This is a genomic window from Streptomyces sp. cg35, from assembly GCF_050410835.1.
Classification (GTDB): Bacteria; Actinomycetota; Actinomycetes; order Streptomycetales; family Streptomycetaceae; genus Streptomyces.
Window position 1 is genome coordinate 2,681,454 of record NZ_CP191268.1, and the last position, 16,668, is coordinate 2,698,121.

General features: G+C 69.6%; 12 protein-coding genes, 5 tRNA genes and 1 pseudogene. 9 read left to right on the plus strand and 9 right to left on the minus strand.

What is annotated here, in order from left to right; translation table 11 throughout:
• Nucleotides 1–98: 98 nt before the first annotated feature.
• The 9 genes from ACQUQD_RS12270 to ACQUQD_RS12310 form a co-directional block, all read right to left on the minus strand.
• Nucleotides 99–171, minus strand: a tRNA-Glu gene (locus ACQUQD_RS12270).
• Nucleotides 172–211: 40 nt separating this feature from the next.
• Nucleotides 212–283 (minus strand) — tRNA-Gln (locus tag ACQUQD_RS12275).
• A 32-nt stretch (nucleotides 284–315) separates the two neighbouring features.
• Nucleotides 316–388 (minus strand) — tRNA-Glu (locus ACQUQD_RS12280).
• Nucleotides 389–450: 62 nt separating this feature from the next.
• Nucleotides 451–523: transfer RNA gene (locus ACQUQD_RS12285), tRNA-Glu, on the minus strand.
• A 41-nt stretch (nucleotides 524–564) separates the two neighbouring features.
• Nucleotides 565–636, minus strand: a tRNA-Gln gene (locus ACQUQD_RS12290).
• A gap of 90 nt (nucleotides 637–726) precedes the next feature.
• Nucleotides 727–1,458, minus strand: a complete 732-nt coding sequence (locus tag ACQUQD_RS12295) for an HAD family hydrolase (RefSeq protein ID WP_428952090.1) — start codon at nucleotides 1,456–1,458, stop codon at nucleotides 727–729.
• A gap of 69 nt (nucleotides 1,459–1,527) precedes the next feature.
• Nucleotides 1,528–3,012: a glutamate--tRNA ligase gene (gltX, locus tag ACQUQD_RS12300; protein WP_428952091.1), complete on the minus strand. Its 1,485-nt coding sequence runs from the start codon at nucleotides 3,010–3,012 to the stop codon at nucleotides 1,528–1,530.
• Nucleotides 3,005–3,790 (minus strand): fumarylacetoacetate hydrolase family protein, encoded by a 786-nt coding sequence (locus ACQUQD_RS12305; protein ID WP_428952092.1) that lies wholly within the window; start codon nucleotides 3,788–3,790, stop codon nucleotides 3,005–3,007. The genes gltX and ACQUQD_RS12305 overlap by 8 nt, the downstream gene beginning before the upstream one ends.
• Nucleotides 3,791–3,861: 71 nt before the next feature.
• Nucleotides 3,862–4,035 carry a hypothetical protein gene (locus tag ACQUQD_RS12310; RefSeq protein WP_428952093.1) on the minus strand — a complete coding sequence of 58 codons (174 nt, stop codon included), beginning with the start codon at nucleotides 4,033–4,035 and terminating at the stop codon, nucleotides 3,862–3,864.
• Nucleotides 4,036–4,635: 600 nt separating this feature from the next.
• Between ACQUQD_RS12310 and ACQUQD_RS12315 the strand changes: the two genes are divergently transcribed.
• From ACQUQD_RS12315 to ACQUQD_RS12355, 9 genes and pseudogenes are all read left to right on the plus strand, one after another.
• Nucleotides 4,636–8,457 carry a nitrate- and nitrite sensing domain-containing protein gene (locus ACQUQD_RS12315; protein ID WP_428952094.1) on the plus strand — a complete coding sequence of 1,274 codons (3,822 nt, stop codon included), beginning with the start codon at nucleotides 4,636–4,638 and terminating at the stop codon, nucleotides 8,455–8,457.
• Nucleotides 8,458–8,466: 9 nt separating this feature from the next.
• Entirely contained in the window at nucleotides 8,467–8,880 is a 414-nt protein-coding gene (locus ACQUQD_RS12320) for a roadblock/LC7 domain-containing protein (protein ID WP_164305831.1), read from the plus strand.
• 183 nt (nucleotides 8,881–9,063) lie between these two features.
• Entirely contained in the window at nucleotides 9,064–9,477 is a 414-nt protein-coding gene (locus ACQUQD_RS12325; protein ID WP_428952095.1) for a DUF742 domain-containing protein, read from the plus strand.
• Nucleotides 9,458–10,048 (plus strand): GTP-binding protein, encoded by a 591-nt coding sequence (locus ACQUQD_RS12330; RefSeq protein WP_324775236.1) that lies wholly within the window; start codon nucleotides 9,458–9,460, stop codon nucleotides 10,046–10,048. Before ACQUQD_RS12325 ends, ACQUQD_RS12330 begins: the two co-directional genes overlap by 20 nt.
• Before the next feature lie 372 nt (nucleotides 10,049–10,420).
• Nucleotides 10,421–13,656 (plus strand): annotated as a pseudogene (locus tag ACQUQD_RS12335) (nitrate- and nitrite sensing domain-containing protein).
• Nucleotides 13,657–13,666: 10 nt separating this feature from the next.
• Complete coding sequence (locus tag ACQUQD_RS12340; RefSeq protein ID WP_026057603.1) at nucleotides 13,667–14,080, plus strand: roadblock/LC7 domain-containing protein; 414 nt, start codon at nucleotides 13,667–13,669, stop codon at nucleotides 14,078–14,080.
• Between the two features lie 93 nt (nucleotides 14,081–14,173).
• Nucleotides 14,174–14,758: a DUF742 domain-containing protein gene (locus ACQUQD_RS12345; protein ID WP_428952096.1), complete on the plus strand. Its 585-nt coding sequence runs from the start codon at nucleotides 14,174–14,176 to the stop codon at nucleotides 14,756–14,758.
• The gene (locus tag ACQUQD_RS12350; RefSeq protein WP_428952097.1) at nucleotides 14,739–15,326 is read left to right on the plus strand and encodes a GTP-binding protein; all 588 of its coding nucleotides are present in this window, start codon (nucleotides 14,739–14,741) and stop codon (nucleotides 15,324–15,326) included. The genes ACQUQD_RS12345 and ACQUQD_RS12350 overlap by 20 nt, the downstream gene beginning before the upstream one ends.
• A 376-nt stretch (nucleotides 15,327–15,702) precedes the next feature.
• Nucleotides 15,703–16,365 carry an RNA polymerase sigma factor gene (locus ACQUQD_RS12355; RefSeq protein WP_428952098.1) on the plus strand — a complete coding sequence of 221 codons (663 nt, stop codon included), beginning with the start codon at nucleotides 15,703–15,705 and terminating at the stop codon, nucleotides 16,363–16,365.
• Nucleotides 16,366–16,668 lie beyond the last annotated feature (303 nt).

Consider the following 16,668-nt stretch of genomic DNA (forward strand, 5'->3'; position numbering starts at 1 on the left):
AGCGACCGGCCGGAGTTGTCTTCCGTTGAATTCGAGGTCAGGCCGGCTGCCGCACGAGAAGAGGCCCTCCCCGCAATGGGGAGGGCCTCTTCTTCACGTACCCCCGACCGGATTCGAACCGGCGCTACCGCCTTGAGAGGGCGGCGTGCTAGGCCGCTACACAACGGGGGCCTTGCGGATCAGATCCGCGGTTGCAGATGAGCTCTGCGAGCTGGCCTACCAGGACTCGAACCTAGAATGACGGTACCAGAAACCGTAGTGTTGCCAATTACACCATAGGCCATGGTGGTTTAGACCAATATTGGTTTAGACCAGTACCCCCGACCGGATTCGAACCGGCGCTACCGCCTTGAGAGGGCGGCGTGCTAGGCCGCTACACAACGGGGGCCCTAGCGATCCTGCATCAAGGTCGGTGGGAGCTACCCATGCCGTCCTCGCGGGAAGGATCTGTACCCCCGACCGGATTCGAACCGGCGCTACTGCCTTGAGAGGGCAGCGTGCTAGGCCGCTACACAACGGGGGCTTTGTGGATCTGGAATCCACGGTGCAGATGAGCTCTGCGAGCTGGCCTACCAGGACTCGAACCTAGACTAACGGAACCAGAAACCGTCGTGCTGCCAATTACACCATAGGCCACCGGAACGCCAACCCCTCGGGGATCTTTGCTCGGCTTGCGCTTCCGGGTTCCGGCCCTTTCGGCCCGCTCCCCTCGGCGCAGGAAGAACATTACCTGAAGGTCTCCGGCGCTCCAAAACGGGTATCCCGCGCCAGCAACGGGGGCAGCTGGTCAAGACCGGTGATGCGGACGAGCTCGGGCCGGCCGCCGATCTCCGCGCGGTCCAGCCAGATGCCGGTCAGGCCCGCCTCGACCGCTCCGCGCGCGTCGGTGTCCGGTTGATCGCCCACGTAGGCGACCTCGTGCGGGGCCAGATCAAGCTGCTCACAGACGGCGTGAAATGCAGCGGCCTCGGGCTTGGCGACGCCCAGTTCGGCCGCGCAGACGACGGCCTCGAAGCGGTCGCGGACACCGAGGGCGCGGAGCTTGCGGTCCTGGTTGTGCAGCGAGGAGTTGGAGAGGACGGCGTGCCGGTAGGTGCCGGCGAGGGTGTCGAGGGCGGGCACCGTGTCGGGGAACAGGCTCCAGGCGGCCTCGTAGTGCGCGAGGTAGCGGGTGAACCAGGCGTCGGCCTCGGCGTCGTCCAGCGCCTCCCCCACGAAGGCGCGCACCCGGTCCCTGCGCTGCCCCTCCCAGTCGACCTCGCCCGTCTCGAAACGGGCCCAGTGCTCGCGGGTGAGGGCCTTCCAGCGGGCGAGGGCCCGCTCGGCGGTGCCGAAGGCGCCGAGGAGGCCCTCGGTGGTGAGGTGGGCGCGCATGCCGGTCGTGTCGGCCGTCGCGTAGTCGAAGATCGTGTCGTCGATGTCCCAGACGACGGCTCTGATCGGGGCCCCGGCTCGCATGTCACGACCGTAACGCCGAAAGACCCGGAAGCGGTCGGCTTCCGGGTCTTTCGGTGCTGTACGGCGCGGTCAGCCGGCGAGCTTCGCCAGGGCCGCGTCGATGCGGGTCAGCGTCTTGTCCTTGCCGAGGATCTCCAGGGACTCGAAGAGCGGGAGACCGATCGTGCGGCCGGTGACGGCCACGCGGACCGGGGCCTGGGCCTTGCCGAGCTTGAGGCCGTGCGCCTCACCGGCGGCCAGGACGGCCTCCTTCAGCGACTCCGGGGAGGTCCAGTCGGCCGCTTCGAGCTTCTCGCGGGCCGTGACCAGGAGGGCGTCGGAGCCTTCCTTCATGGCCTTCGTCCAGCTGGGCTCGTCGAAGGCCGGCTCCGGGAGGAACAGGAAGTCGACGTTGTCCGTGATCTCGGAGAGGACCTTGAGGCGGGTCTGGGCGTGGGGGGCGATCGCCGCCCACTTCGCCTCGTCGAAGTCCTCCGGGGCCCAGGGGGCGACCGGGGCCTTCAGCCAGGGCTCGCAGCGGGCCGCGAAGTCCTTGGGGTCGAGCATGCGGATGTGGTCGCCGTTGATCGACTCGCACTTCTTGAGGTCGAAGCGGGCCGGGTTCGGCTGGACGTCCTTGACGTCGAAGGCCGCCACCATCTCGTCGATCGAGAAGATGTCGCGGTCGGCGGAGAGCGACCAGCCGAGCAGCGAGAGGTAGTTGAGCAGGCCCTCGGGCAGGAAGCCGCGCTCGCGGTAGAGGTTGAGCGAGCTCTGCGGGTCGCGCTTGCTCAGCTTCTTGTTGCCCTCGCCCATGACGTACGGGAGGTGGCCGAACTCGGGGACGAGCTTGGCGATGCCCAGGTCGATGAGCGCCTTGTAGAGGGCGATCTGGCGGGGCGTGGAGGAGAGCAGGTCCTCGCCGCGCAGGACGTGGGTGATCTCCATCAGGGCGTCGTCGACCGGGTTGACCAGCGTGTACAGCGGGGCGCCGTTCGCGCGGACGATGCCGTAGTCCGGCACGTTCTCCGGCTCGTACGTGATGTCGCCGCGGACCAGGTCCGTGAACGTGATGGTCTCGTCGGGCATCCGGAAGCGGACGATGGGCTTGCGGCCCTCGGTCTCGTACGCCTGCTTCTGCTCCGCGGTCAGGTCGCGGCAGTGGCCGTCGTAGCCGGAGGGCTTGCCGGCGGCGCGGGCGGCGTCGCGGCGGGCGTCCAGCTCCTCGGTGGAGCAGTAGCAGTGGTAGGCGCGGCCGGCGGCGAGGAGCTTCTCGGCGACATCCTTGTAGATGTCCATGCGCTGCGACTGCCGGTACGGGGCGTGCGGGCCGCCGATCTCGGGGCCCTCGTCCCAGTCGAAGCCGAGCCAGCGCATCGCGTCGAGGAGCTGGTTGTACGACTCCTCGCTGTCGCGGGCCGCGTCGGTGTCCTCGATGCGGAAGACCAGGGTGCCCTGGTTGTGGCGCGCGAAGGCCCAGTTGAACAGGGCGGTGCGGACCAGGCCCACGTGGGGGTTACCGGTGGGCGAGGGACAGAAACGGACACGGACTGCTGGGGCGGATGCGCTAGCCACGCTTGACAACCTTGTTGGTGAGAGTGCCGATGCCTTCGATGCTGACGGCGACCTCGTCGCCGACGCTGAGGGGGCCGACCCCTTCCGGGGTGCCCGTGAGGATGACGTCGCCGGGGAGGAGGGTCATGGCCTCGGAGATGTTGGCGATCAGGTCCGCGATGGACGTGATCATCTGGGAGGTGCTGCCGAGCTGGCGCTGCTGCCCGTTGACCGTGCACTGGATCGCGAGGTCGGAGGCGGCGGCCACGTCCAGGCCCGTCTCCACCCAGGGGCCCAGCGGGCAGGACGTGTCGAAGCCCTTGGCGCGGGCCCACTGCTTCTCGCGCTTCTGCACGTCGCGGGCGGTCACGTCGTTCGCGGCGGTGTAGCCGAGGATGACGTCGTTCACACGCTCACGGGGGACCTCGCGGCACATGCGGCCGATGACGACGGCCAGCTCCGCCTCGTGGTGCAGTTCCTGCGAGAAGGAGGGGTACTGGATCTCGTCGCCGGGTCCGATCACGGACGTGGACGGCTTGAAGAAGGCGAAGGGGGTGTCGGGGACCTCGTTGCCCAGCTCCTTCGCGTGCTCCGCGTAGTTGCGGCCGAAGGCGATCACCTTGTTCGGGAGCACGGGCGGCAGCAGCCGGACCTTGCTCAGCGGGACCTTGGTGCCGGAGAGCTCGAAGTCCGCGAACGGGATGCCCTTGATGATGTCGAGGACGAGCTCGTCTGGCTTGTCGCCCTCGACCGCGCCGAAGGCGACGTTCCCGTCGATGGAGAATCTGGCGATGCGCACGGGTGGCTGCGCCCCTCATTCTTGCGTTGGGCCCGGGTGGGATGTGACCGCTCCAGGCTAACGCGGCGCCCCTACTGCGGCTTCTCCATCAGGATGGTGCGCTTCGGGTTGGCCGTGTTCGTCGGCAGCGCGAGGGAGTGCTCCGGGAGGAACGGCGCGGCCTGGATCTCCTCGGCGTCCTTGAGGTGCGCCAGCGTGGTGCGCCGCGGGTTGGCGAGGTTGAGGAACATCGTCGTCGTCTTCATGGCTGCGCTCTGGAACCTTCTCGGTTGTCTGGCGTGGTCGTCCGACCTGGTCGTTCGACGCGGTTGTCTGATGGGCCATCCCTGTAAAGCGTCAGGCTAAACATCTGATTCCCGCCGAAAGCCGGGAAGTTGTGATCCGGCGCATGTGAGTTTGCTCACCAGTGGACACGCAAATGGGGCACTTCGGGCCGCCAAGCGCCGTCCGTGAAACGGACATTGCATCACTGAAGGCACCATTCCGCTCCCGATCATGGCGACTGGGACACCCCCTGGCCGTACCAGATACGCCCGCGAATGCCCGGTTTCCCCTAGATCACTTTCTACGGCTCGTAACAACCTCCTCACATGGGGTCACGGGTGGTACGCCGTGTCTCTCGGGCCTTGTTGGAGATCCTGCACTGTGCTGGAATTCCCGAGACCACCGCGGGATCGAACCGACGCACAGGGGCGCGAGACAGCGTCGAGCAGCGGCGGGAGGGGGAGCCAGCGCCGGTCACTCACGACCAACAGGGGGGCGTTTCAGGTCGCCCTTCGAACTACGCCGACACCGTCCTGTCCGCGCATGCGGGTGGGGCGCCTGGTCCAGAGGTTGCGACGCTAGTGCAGGGACGTAAGAACAGGGATGGCAGCGCTGCGGCGGAGCCGGAGCCGCGCGGCGGGACCGGCCCGATAACAGGCGGCTCCCAGCCCCCGCACGCCCAGAACCCGGGGCGCACGGCGTCCGTCGACGTCGGTGAGCGCGACGGGCGCTCCGGTGTGTCCGGCGGTTCGACCACGCCCGCGCCTCCCTCGGTCAAGGCCAAGGGGCCCACCGGGCCCGGCCCCCGAATAGCCCTGCGCAACTGGCGCATCTCGACCCGCCTGGTCGCTCTGCTGACGCTGCCCGTGGTCGCCGCGACCTCGCTGGGCGCCCTGCGTATCGCGGAGTCCCTGGACGACATCCAGCAGCTCGACAACATGAAGCTGCTGACGGAGATGACGAAGCAGGCCACCGACCTGGCGTCGGCGCTCCAGGAGGAGCGCGACCAGTCGGCGGGGCCGCTGTCCAACGACCCCAAGGCGACGGACGACTTCAGCATCAAGGCGGCGCGGGAGAAGACGGACCGCGCCCGTGCCACGTTCCTGCAGAGCACGACGGACATCGAGGGCGACAGCGAGTCCGGCAGCCTGAACGGTGTGCGGGAGCACGCGGTCCAGATCGCCAGTGACCTGATCCGGCTCAAGAAGATCCGCACCGAGGCCTACGCCACCAAGTCCAACTCCTCGCAGACCGTCGAAGCGTACGCCCGCATCATCAACCAGCTGCTCTCGCTGTCCACCGACATGGCGCAGGCGACGAGCAGCCCCGAGATGATCCAGCGCACCCGCGCCCTCGCCGCGTTCTCGTCCGCCAAGGAGTACGCCTCCGAGCAGCGCGCCGTCATCGCCGCGGCCCTGCCGCCGAACAGCACCACGTTCGGCAAGCTCACCGAGGTCGACCGGCAGTACGCCGACGCCGCTCACGACAACCAGGCGTCCCAGCTGGACTCCTTCAAGAGCGTCTACGGCGTCGTCGCCGCGCAGGAACTGCTCAAGCCGCTCACCGAGAACAACGCCACCATCACGGCGGCGGACAAGTACGCCGAGCGGGTCCTGTCCAAGACGGACGGCATCAGGAGCCAGGACAAGCGCTCCTACAAGGACTGGGTCGACGCGGACAGCTCCCGTATCCAGGAGATGTCCAAGATCGAGCTGACGCTGCTCAACCAGATGGAGCAGCAGGCGCGCGAGCTGCGCAACTCCTCCGAGCAGTCCGCCATCATCAACGGTGCGCTGATCCTGATCGTGCTCGGCGTCTCGCTCGTCGGCGCGTTCGTCGTGGCCCGCTCCATGATCCGCTCGCTGCGCCGGCTGCAGGACACCGCGACCAAGGTCGCCCAGGACCGGCTGCCCGAGCTGGTCAAGCAGCTCTCGGAGTCGGACCCGCAGGACGTCGACACCTCCGTCGAGTCGGTCGGTGTGCACTCCCGGGACGAGATCGGCCAGGTGGCCGCGGCCTTCGACGACGTGCACCGCGAGGCGGTCCGCCTCGCCGCCGAGCAGGCCCTGCTGCGGGGCAACGTCAACGCGATGTTCACCAACCTCTCGCGCCGTTCCCAGGGCCTCATCCAGCGCCAGCTCTCGCTCATCTCCGAGCTGGAGTCGCGCGAGGCCGACCCGGACCAGCTCTCCTCGCTGTTCAAGCTCGACCACCTCGCGACCCGCATGCGCCGTAACGGTGAGAACCTCCTCGTCCTCGCGGGTGAGGAGCCGGGCCGCCGGTGGACCCGGCCCGTGCCGCTCGTCGACGTGCTGCGTGCCGCCGCGTCCGAGGTGGAGCAGTACGAGCGGATCGAGCTCGCCGCCGTGCCCGCGACCGAGGTCGCCGGCCGCGTCGTCAACGACCTCGTGCACCTGCTCGCCGAGCTGCTGGAGAACGCGACCTCGTTCTCCTCGCCGCAGACCAAGGTGAAGGTCACCGGTCACGCGCTGCCCGACGGCCGTGTGCTGATCGAGATCCACGACACCGGTATCGGCCTCTCCCCCGAGGACCTCGCCGCGATCAACGAGCGGCTCGCGTCGCCGCCCACCGTGGACGTGTCGGTCTCCCGCCGCATGGGTCTGTTCGTGGTCGGTCGTCTGTCACAGCGCCACGGCATCCGTATCCAGCTGCGTCCCTCGGACTCCGGTGGCACGACCGCGCTGGTCATGCTTCCCGTGGACGTCGCCCAGGGCAAGAAGCTCCCGGGCCAGGGTGGCCCCGGCGGCGGTCCGGCCGCTGCGCAGGCCTCCGCCGGTGCCGCAGGCGCGCGGCGCGGTGTCACGCCGGGTGCCGGTGGTGGCGCCGCGGGCCGGCTCGGTGCCGGGCCCGGTGCGGCGCGGCCGCAGGTCGGTGCCGGTGGCGGCGGTCCGCGCGCGGCGCTGCCCGCCCGGGACGGCGGCTCCCAGAACCCGCAGAACCCGCAGGGTCCGCGCGACCCGGGGCAGCAGCGCGGTCCACAGAACCCGCAGGCGCCGCAGCGCCCGCAGCCGGCTCGTGCCCAGAACCCGCAGGCCCCGACCGGCCCGGGTACCGGTGTCTTCAACGGCGCCGGTCAGGGTCCCGTGCCGCCGCAGCAGCGCACCCACAACGACCCGGCCGAGCAGCAGGGCCGACGTCCGGTGCTGCCGCCGCGCGGTGGTCCGCGTGCCGAGCTGCCGGGCGGCAACCCGCAGCCGCGCGTGCCGAGTTGGAGCGACGAGAACGCACAGCCGCACCTCGACGCGCCGCGCGGTCACGACGAGCCGGACTCGACGGCGCAGTTCCCGGCGGTCCGGGACGATCGTCAGGGTCCTGGCTCCACGGCCGAGTTCGCGCGCCCCGACTACGACGCGCCGCCGCCCGCGCCCCGGTCCGGCCAGGACCAGAACCAGGGCCAGGGCACCGGTCAGTTCGTGCGCCCCGATGTCTTCGGTGCCGTACCGAACGGGAACGGGGGGCCGGCCGCGGGTGCGGGCGGCTTCCGGGACAACGGTCTGCCGAACCGTCAGAACCCGTCCGGCACCGACCAGTTCGAGCGTCCGCAGGATCCGTCGACGACCGGCCAGTACGAGCGTGCCCAGGACCCGTCCGGCACGGGCCAGTACGCGCGTCCGCAGGACCCGTCCGGCACGGGCCAGTACGGGCAGCCCCAGGGCACCGGCCAGTACGGGCAGCCCCAGGGCACCGGTCAGTACGAGCGTCCGGCGGCTCCGCGGCAGCGCGGCGGCGGGCAGGACTTCCCGCCCGTGCAGCGCCCGGCGCAGGACCAGAGCATCCCGGCGCAGCCGCAGCAGGACTACCTGCCGCCGGCCACCGATGCGGGTGACGGCCGCACGCCGCTGTACGACACGCTGGAGACCAACTGGTTCCACGGTCAGCAGCAGGGCCAGGGCCAGGCGCAGGCTCAGGGCCGGCCCCAGGGTCAGAGCCAGGATGCGCAGTACGGGCAGCAGGCCCGGTCCCTGCCGCAGCGCGGCGCCCAGCAGGCGGCCCCGCAGCAGCAGGCTCCGCAGCGTCCGCAGGCACAGGCCCCGGCGGCGCCCGCGCGACCGGCGCCCGCCTCCCCCACTTCCGGCCAGAACCAGGCCAGTTGGCGGCAGTCCCCGAACGACGAGCTGATGCGTCAGGCCGAGCGGGTGCGCAAGCCCGCCGCGGGCGGCGTCACCGTGTCGGGTCTGCCGCGTCGTGTGCCCCGGGCGAACCTCGTGGCGGGCACGGCCCAGGAGCAGCAGAACCAGACCGGTCCTCAGGTCTCGCGCGCGCCCGACGACGTGCGGGGACGGCTGACCAATCTCCGTAGGGGCATCCAGCAGGGCCGGCAGGCCGGTGGCACCGGTCAGACCGGCAGCTACCCCCGCCCCACTCACCAGCAGGAGCGTTAGTTGAGCCAGATGAGCCAGGCGGCACAGAACCTGAACTGGTTGATCACCAACTTCGTGGACAACACGCCGGGGGTCTCCCACACCGTCGTGGTGTCCGCGGACGGTCTGCTGCTCGCGATGTCCGAGGGCTTTCCGCGTGACCGCGCGGACCAGCTGGCGGCCGTGGCGTCGGGTCTGACCTCGCTGACGGCGGGGGCCTCGAGAATCTTCGAGGGCGGGCCGGTGAATCAGACGGTCGTGGAGATGGAGCGCGGCTTTCTCTTCATCATGTCCGTCTCCGACGGATCATCTCTCGCCGTGCTCGCGCACCCGGACTGCGACATCGGCCTCGTCGGGTACGAGATGGCGCTCCTCGTCGACCGGGCGGGCGCCGTGCTCACGCCTGATCTGCGCGCCGAGCTGCAGGGCAGCCTGCTGCACTGACCGGGGTGACGGCCGGTAACCCCGGCCACACCTGAAGTCTGGCGCACCATCAGCCCCAGAATCCAGAGAAGTCACGTAATCCCCTTCCGATCTGCGTCCCGTCACCGTACGGCCGTCACAATCCCCCCACCGGCCCACCCTCAGACGGCAGGCCCCCGCCCTGCCGTCCCGCCCGGAGGATCCATGACCCCGCCCACCGCTCCTCACGATCCGTACGGCAGTGCAGCCGCACACGCCGCCTACGGTCATGAGGGCGACCAGCCGCTGGTCCGCCCGTACGCGATGACCGGCGGCCGGACCCGGCCGCGCTACCAGCTGGCCATCGAGGCGCTCGTCTCCACGACCGCCGACCCGGCGGCCCTGATGACGCTGCTGCCCGAGCACCAGCGCATCTGCCACCTGTGCCGCGAGGTGAAGTCGGTGGCGGAGGTGTCGGCCCTGCTGTCGATGCCGCTCGGGGTGGCCCGGATCCTCGTCGCGGACCTGGCCGAGGCCGGCCTCGTCGCGATCCATCAGCCGGGCGGCGACGAGAACAACGGCGGTGCGCCGGACGTGACTCTGCTCGAAAGGGTGCTCAGTGGACTTCGCAAGCTCTGACGGGGCGACGGGGGCCGCTCCCCGTTCGACCACCTCGGCCAAGATCGTGGTGGCCGGTGGCTTCGGTGTCGGCAAGACGACGTTCGTCGGTGCCGTCTCCGAGATCAACCCGCTGCGCACCGAGGCCGTCATGACGTCGGCGAGTGCCGGCATCGACGACCTCACCCACACCGGGGACAAGACGACCACCACGGTCGCCATGGACTTCGGCCGCATCACGCTCGACCAGGACCTGATCCTCTACCTGTTCGGCACCCCCGGCCAGGACCGCTTCTGGTTCATGTGGGACGACCTCGTACGCGGCGCGATCGGCGCCGTCGTCCTCGTCGACACCCGGCGCCTCGCCGACTGCTTCCCCGCGGTCGACTACTTCGAGAACTCCGGCCTCCCCTTCGTCGTCGCGCTGAACGGCTTCGACGGGCACCAGCCGTACAACCCCGAAGAGGTGCGTGAGGCGCTGCAGATCGGGCCGGACACCCCGATCATCACGACGGACGCCCGACACCGTGCGGATGCAAAGAGTGCGCTGATCACGCTGGTGGAGCACGCACTGATGGCCCGGCTCAAGTAGACAGAAGCAGTCGGAACTCGGCCACCAAGTGGCCAGATTCGTACGGCAGTTGTTCCAGTCCGTTCAGCGGCTCCTGTGGCCTTTGACACGCGGGGCCGCTGTGTTCATAACGTTTCGACAGAGAATTCCGGGGACGCCGACACACGTCGCGCACAGCCGGTTCCACTGTGCTCACAAGAGCCCCGCCTTTTGGCGGGGCTCGCTCTTTATGACCGTTTTATCTAGGGCATACATCACGCGGAGCTTCCGGTTCCGACTGTTTGGAAGTGCACCTCCTGACGTGCTGGAATGCGCTGAACTGCCCAGTAAGAACGGGCCTGGAGACATACAGCGGCACAACGTAGGTGCCGACGCCGAGAGGTTGTTGGTCGAGTGAGGCGAAGCAAGAACAGTCCCGAGCCGGCGTCGGCACGGGGCAACTTCACCCCGCCGCCGCGCACAGCGGCACAGGCCGCACCGGCCGAGACGGCGGCGCCGAAGCCCTCGGGCGGACGGATGTCGCCGCGCAACTGGCGCGTGCCCACCAAGCTGAACGCGATCCTGCTCATACCCGTGGTCGTCGGCCTGGTCATGGGCGGCTTCCAGGTGAAGGGTTCCATCGACACCTGGCACGAGGCCCAGGACGCCGAGAACACCGCACGTCTGGTCCAGGCGTCGCTGAAGTACGGCGACCAGCTCATCCAGGAGCGCGACATCTCCGCCGCGCCCCTGCTCCAGGGAAAGAAGAACGACCCTTCGGTCGTCAAGGCCCGCGCGGCGACGGACGCCGCCGCCGACGCCTTCCACGCCGCGGCGCAGAGCATGCCGCACAAGGCCGGCCTGGAGCGCCGCATGGCGCAGTTCAACAAGGTCGAGGGCGGTCTGAGCAAGCTGCGGGCCGCCGCCTACACCTCGAAGCTCGACGGTGTGCAGACCGAAGAGGGCTACGTCGCCATCCAGCACCCGCTGATGGAGTTCGCCAACGAGCTGGGCCTCGGCACCGGAAACATCACCAGCTACGGCCGCACCGTCTACGCGATCTCGCTCACCAAGGCGGCGCTCTCCCTGGAGCGCTCCATCGGTATGCACCTGCTGGTGAAGCCGGGCCCGGCCATGACGAGCTTCGCCAAGCAGCGCACCGCGCTCGGCAGCTACGCCTACCTCGAGGGCATCGCCCTGGAGGAGTACAAGGGCGGCGGTACGCAGCAGGACCTCGACAAGCTCAACGCCGCGATCAAGAAGCTGAAGTCGGACGGCGCCAAGCAGGCCGCCGCCGCCAAGGCCAAGGACCCCTCGTACGTCCCGCCGCCGGCCGACTCCACCGAGATGGTCGGCGACATCGTGGCCCTGCCCAGCACCCAGCCCAGCGCCCGTCTCGCCCTGGCCGAGAAGGGCGTGACGCCCGAGAACTGGTGGGCGGTCAACACCGCGAAGTTCGACGCCTACCGCACCATCGAGTCGGACCTCGCCGACAAGGCCGTGACCGAGGCCTCCGGCATCGCCGCCGACGCGAAGCAGGAAGCCGTCATCATCGGTGCCGCCGTCGTGGTCGCGCTGCTCGCCGCGTTCCTGCTCGCCGGGATGATGGCCCGCCAGATGTCGCGCTCGATGCGCCGGCTGCGCTCCGCCGCCTTCGACGTGGCCGAGCAGCGGCTGCCGACGCTGGTCGACCAGCTCTCGCGCACCGACCCGGGCCGCGTGGACACCCGCGTCCAGCCGATCCCGATCACCACGACCGACGAGATCGGCGAGGTCGCCCGCGCCTTCGACCAGGTGCACCGCGAGGCCGTGCGGCTCGCCGCCGAGCAGGCGCTGCTGCGGGGCAACATCAACGCGATCTTCACCAACCTGTCGCGCCGCAACCAGTCGCTGATCGAGGGCCAGCTGACCCTCATCACCGACCTGGAGAACAACGAGGCCGACCCGGACCAGCTGGAGAACCTCTTCCGCCTGGACCACCTCGCGACCCGTATGCGCCGCAACGGCGAGAACCTCCTGGTCCTCGCGGGCGAGGAGCCCGGCCGCCGCTGGGACCAGCCGGTCCCGCTGGTCGACGTGCTGCGCGCCGCCACCTCCGAGGTGGAGCAGTACGAGCGCATCGAGCTGCAGGGCGTCCCGGAGGCCGAGATCCACGGCCGCGCGGTCACCGACCTCGTGCACCTGCTCGCCGAGCTCCTGGAGAACGCGACCACGTTCTCCTCGCCGCAGACCAAGGTCCGCGTCACCGCGACCCGTCTCCCCGACGGCCGCGTCATGATCGAGATCCACGACAAGGGCATCGGCCTCACCGCCGAGGACTTCGCGGACATCAACCACAAGCTGGCCAACCCGCCGACCGTGGACGCCGCGATCTCCCAGCGCATGGGCCTGTTCGTGGTCGGGCGGCTGTCCGACCGGCACGGCATCCGCGTCCAGCTGCGCCCCTCGGGCGAGCAGGCGGGCACGACCTCGCTGGTCATGCTCCCGGACGTGATCACGCACGGTGGCGGCGGCCAGCAGCAGCAGGGCGACTCCGAGTTCTCCGAGTTCACCGTCTCGACGATGATTCCGCAGCAGCCGGCCTTCGAGAAGGCACCGCTGCGCACGGCGGCCGAGCTCGGCTTCGACGACAGCCGCTACGACGTGCCGGACGACGCGCGCGAGCTGGACCCGGTCGGCCGGTCCCTGATGCGCGAGGAGCGTCGTGCGGCCCTGGAGGCGCAGACGCAGGGCCCGGACTCCGCGGACGACCGGCCGCTGTTCCGGGACGAGATCGCGGCTCAGCAGTCCCAGCAGAACCAGCAGCCCTACGCGGAGCAGGCCGCCTACGACGGGCAGCAGCTCGGATACGACGACCAGCAGCAGATCGCGTACGACGATCAGGGCCAAGGTGTCTACGACGAGCGGCAGCAGATCTCGTACGACGGCTACGCTCCCGCGCAGACGGCCTACGACGATGCCCAGCAGGGCGCGTACGAGCCCGGCCACGCGCAGCGGGACGGTTATACGGAAGCTCCCCGGGGCTCGTACAACGCCTTCGAGGAGCCCGTCCGGCAGGCTGACTGGCAGGCGCAGGGCGCTTTCCAGAACGGCTTCCAGACGTCCTACTCCACCGAAGCGGAATCGGCGCAGGCCGCTGACGCGGCGGACCGCGAGAGCGTAGGCTTCGACCCGCACGTTCCCGCCGGTTCAGGAATGACGGCCGGCCCGTCCCCCTCCGTCGCGCATGATCTGACCGACGCCGGGCTTCCGCGCCGCGGCTCCAGCGCCCCCCAGCATCAGGAACCGGCGCAGGACCAGCCCGCGGAGGCCGCCTCCGACGACAACTGGCGCTCGTCCAACGACGAGCGGTGGGAGCGCGCGGAGTCGCTGAAGCGGCCGAAGGCGGGCGGGGTCACCTCGTCCGGCCTGCCGCGCCGGGTGCCCAAGGCCAACCTGGTCGAGGGCACCGCGGAGGCGACGCCGCAGGGTGGTCCCCAGATCTCCCGCGCTCCCGAGGACGTGCGGGGCAGGCTGAGCAATCTGCGCCGGGGCGTGCAGCGCGGGCGCAGTGAAGGCAGTAGTGAGCAGCAGTGACCGTAGTGACGATGAACGGCCAGGACAGCGGGTTTCCCGGTGGCCCTGACAGCACCTACCACCAGGAGCGTTAGTGTGAGCCCGATGAGCCAGGCGGCACAGAACCTGAACTGGTTGATCACCAACTTCGTGGACAACACCCCCGGGGTGTCCCACACCGTGGTGGTCTCCGCCGACGGACTCCTTCTGGCGATGTCCGAAGGGTTCCCCCGTGACCGCGCCGATCAGTTGGCGGCTGTCGCGTCGGGTCTGACCTCGTTGACCGCGGGCGCGTCCCGCATCTTCGAGGGCGGCGCCGTGAACCAGACAGTTGTGGAGATGGAGCGAGGATTCCTCTTCATCATGTCCATTTCTGACGGTTCTTCGCTCGCTGTCCTTGCACACCCCGAGGCGGACATTGGTCTCGTTGGGTACGAGATGGCACTTCTTGTCGACCGCGCGGGCACGGTTCTCACGCCCGACCTGCGTGCGGAGCTTCAGGGAAGCCTTCTCAACTAACAGACAGGCGGTGCGTTTTCGCGTCCCGTGGCCGTAAAGTTTCGGGACGCGGCTCCACAGTGATGGTGCCCAGCGCAGTCGGAGGAGGAGTACGTGTCTGGTTCAGCAACACCCCCGAGCGGTTCGTCGGCCCACTGGCCGCCCTACGGCCCTGCCCAGGGTCAGGGACAGGCCGGCGCGGGCCGTGAGGACGGGTCGCAGAACCGGTACAACTTCCCTTCCGCGCCGAGCCACGCCCGGCCGACCCGGCAGCCCGGTCCCTACGACCAGCCGCCGGCGCCGCGCATCCAGCCTGTGCAGCCGCAGCCGCGTCCTGACGCGAAGCCCGCCGCCGCGAACAATCCCCTGGTGCGCCCGTACGCCATGACGGGCGGCCGCACCAGGCCGCGCTACCAGCTCGCCATCGAGGCGCTGGTGCACACCACCGCGCAGCCGCACCAGTTGCAGGGCCAACTGCCCGAGCACCAGCGGATCTGCAACCTCTGCCGGGAGATCAAGTCGGTGGCCGAGATCTCGGCCCTGCTCACCATCCCCCTCGGCGTGGCCAGGATTCTCGTCGCCGACTTGGCGGAGGCGGGCCTGGTCGCCATTCATCAGCCCGGCGGCGACGAGAACGCCGGCGGCCAGCCAGACGTGACACTGCTCGAAAGGGTGCTCAGTGGACTTCGCAAGCTCTAGCGGAGGGCCTTCTCAGAGTCGCTCCACCACGTCCGCGAAGATCGTGGTGGCGGGCGGCTTCGGTGTCGGCAAGACGACGTTCGTCGGTGCCGTCTCCGAGATCAACCCGCTGCGCACCGAGGCCGTCATGACGTCGGCGAGTGCCGGCATCGACGACCTCACCCACACCGGGGACAAGACGACCACCACGGTCGCCATGGACTTCGGCCGCATCACGCTCGACCAGGACCTGATCCTCTACCTGTTCGGCACCCCCGGCCAGGACCGCTTCTGGTTCATGTGGGACGACCTCGTACGCGGCGCGATCGGCGCCGTCGTCCTCGTCGACACCCGGCGCCTCGCCGACTGCTTCCCCGCGGTCGACTACTTCGAGAACTCCGGCCTCCCCTTCGTCATCGCCCTCAACGGCTTCGACGGCAACCAGCCCTACGGCCCGGACGAGGTGCGTGAGGCGCTGCAGATCGGGCCGGACACCCCGATCATCACGACGGACGCCCGACACCGTGCGGATGCAAAGTCCTCGTTGATCACTCTGGTCGAACACGCGTTGATGGCGCGCCTGCGCTAGCCGGATCGCGGTTCGCCCGGTACCTTCGCCCCGCTGGTGTGTACCAGCGGGGCGATGTCGTTCTCCGGATCAGTGCCACCGCACGAAGCGCCGAGCCATGTCTCGGCCATGTCTCGGCCATGCTCCGACAGTGTTCCCGGCCGCAATCACGATGCCCCTCACAGCGCGTCTTGCCTCGACAACAGTGCGTACACGTAGTAACACCCTTGGCTAGAGGTCGAGTTCGTCCGCAATGTCCGGGCGGACATCTGACCGGATCCGCATACCTGCCACAGTGATGATTTCGCTGGCTCTCGCGCTGACCTATTAGGGGCGGGACGATGTGCCGTGCCCGCCCAACTCCGGGCGAATTGAGAGCAGGAAGCGGAGCCACCCGATGAGCTTGTCCCACTCGGGCACCAGGGCCACCAGAGTCGGTGCCGCCATCGCGCGACCCGCACGGCCCCCGAGTCCAAGGCCAGAGACAACGCACACCGCCTGCGAGGGTGAACAGCACCCTCTGCACGACGCGGTCCGCGAGGCACAGAAAGGCGATGAACGGGCCTTCCGTACCGTCTACGAGATGTTGCAGCCCCGGCTCCTCTCCTACGCGCGCGCCCTGGTGGGCGCGACGGAAGCGGAGGACGTGCTGTCGGACAGCTGGTTCCAGATCGCCCGGGACCTGCACAAGTTCCGGGGTGACGGCGCGGGCTTCCACGGCTGGTGCAACCGGATCGTGCGCAACAGGGCGCTGGACCACATCCGCTGGCACAAGCGCCGCCCCGAGTCCACCGAGGACATGACCAAGATCCTGGAGCGGCCCGCGCCGGACGACACGTCCGAGCAGGCCCTGAGCACCATCGGGACCGAGCGGGCGATGGCCCTCGTGGCCCAGCTCCCGCAGCAGCAGGCGGAGGCGGTGATGCTGCTGGCCGTCGTCGGACTCGACGCCAAGCGGGCGGCCGGCATCCTCGGCAAGCGTGTCGGTGCCGTCCGCACGGCCGCGCACCGCGGCATCCGCAAGCTCTCCTGTCTCGTGACGGAGACCGCACACCCCTGACGGGCCCGCAGGGTGGGCTTCGGCCCGCACCCGCACCCTGACGGTTCGGCGGCGCCCCGGTACCCGGCGACGCCCGTACCGCCCCGGGACCTCCTGGCGGCCCATCCGGCGCCAAGAGCCCCCGCCACACCTTCCGCACGTCGCGGAAGGCGCGCCCAGGCCCCCGGCGCGGACGCACCCACCGGACACACGGCTCCGTCGACACGGAGCGGGATCGAGCGTGTCCCCGGGTCGCGTCCACACCCGCGTCACCGGTCGATGACGGACCGGTCGCGAGGACGGGCCCCACCCTCCGCGCCGCCC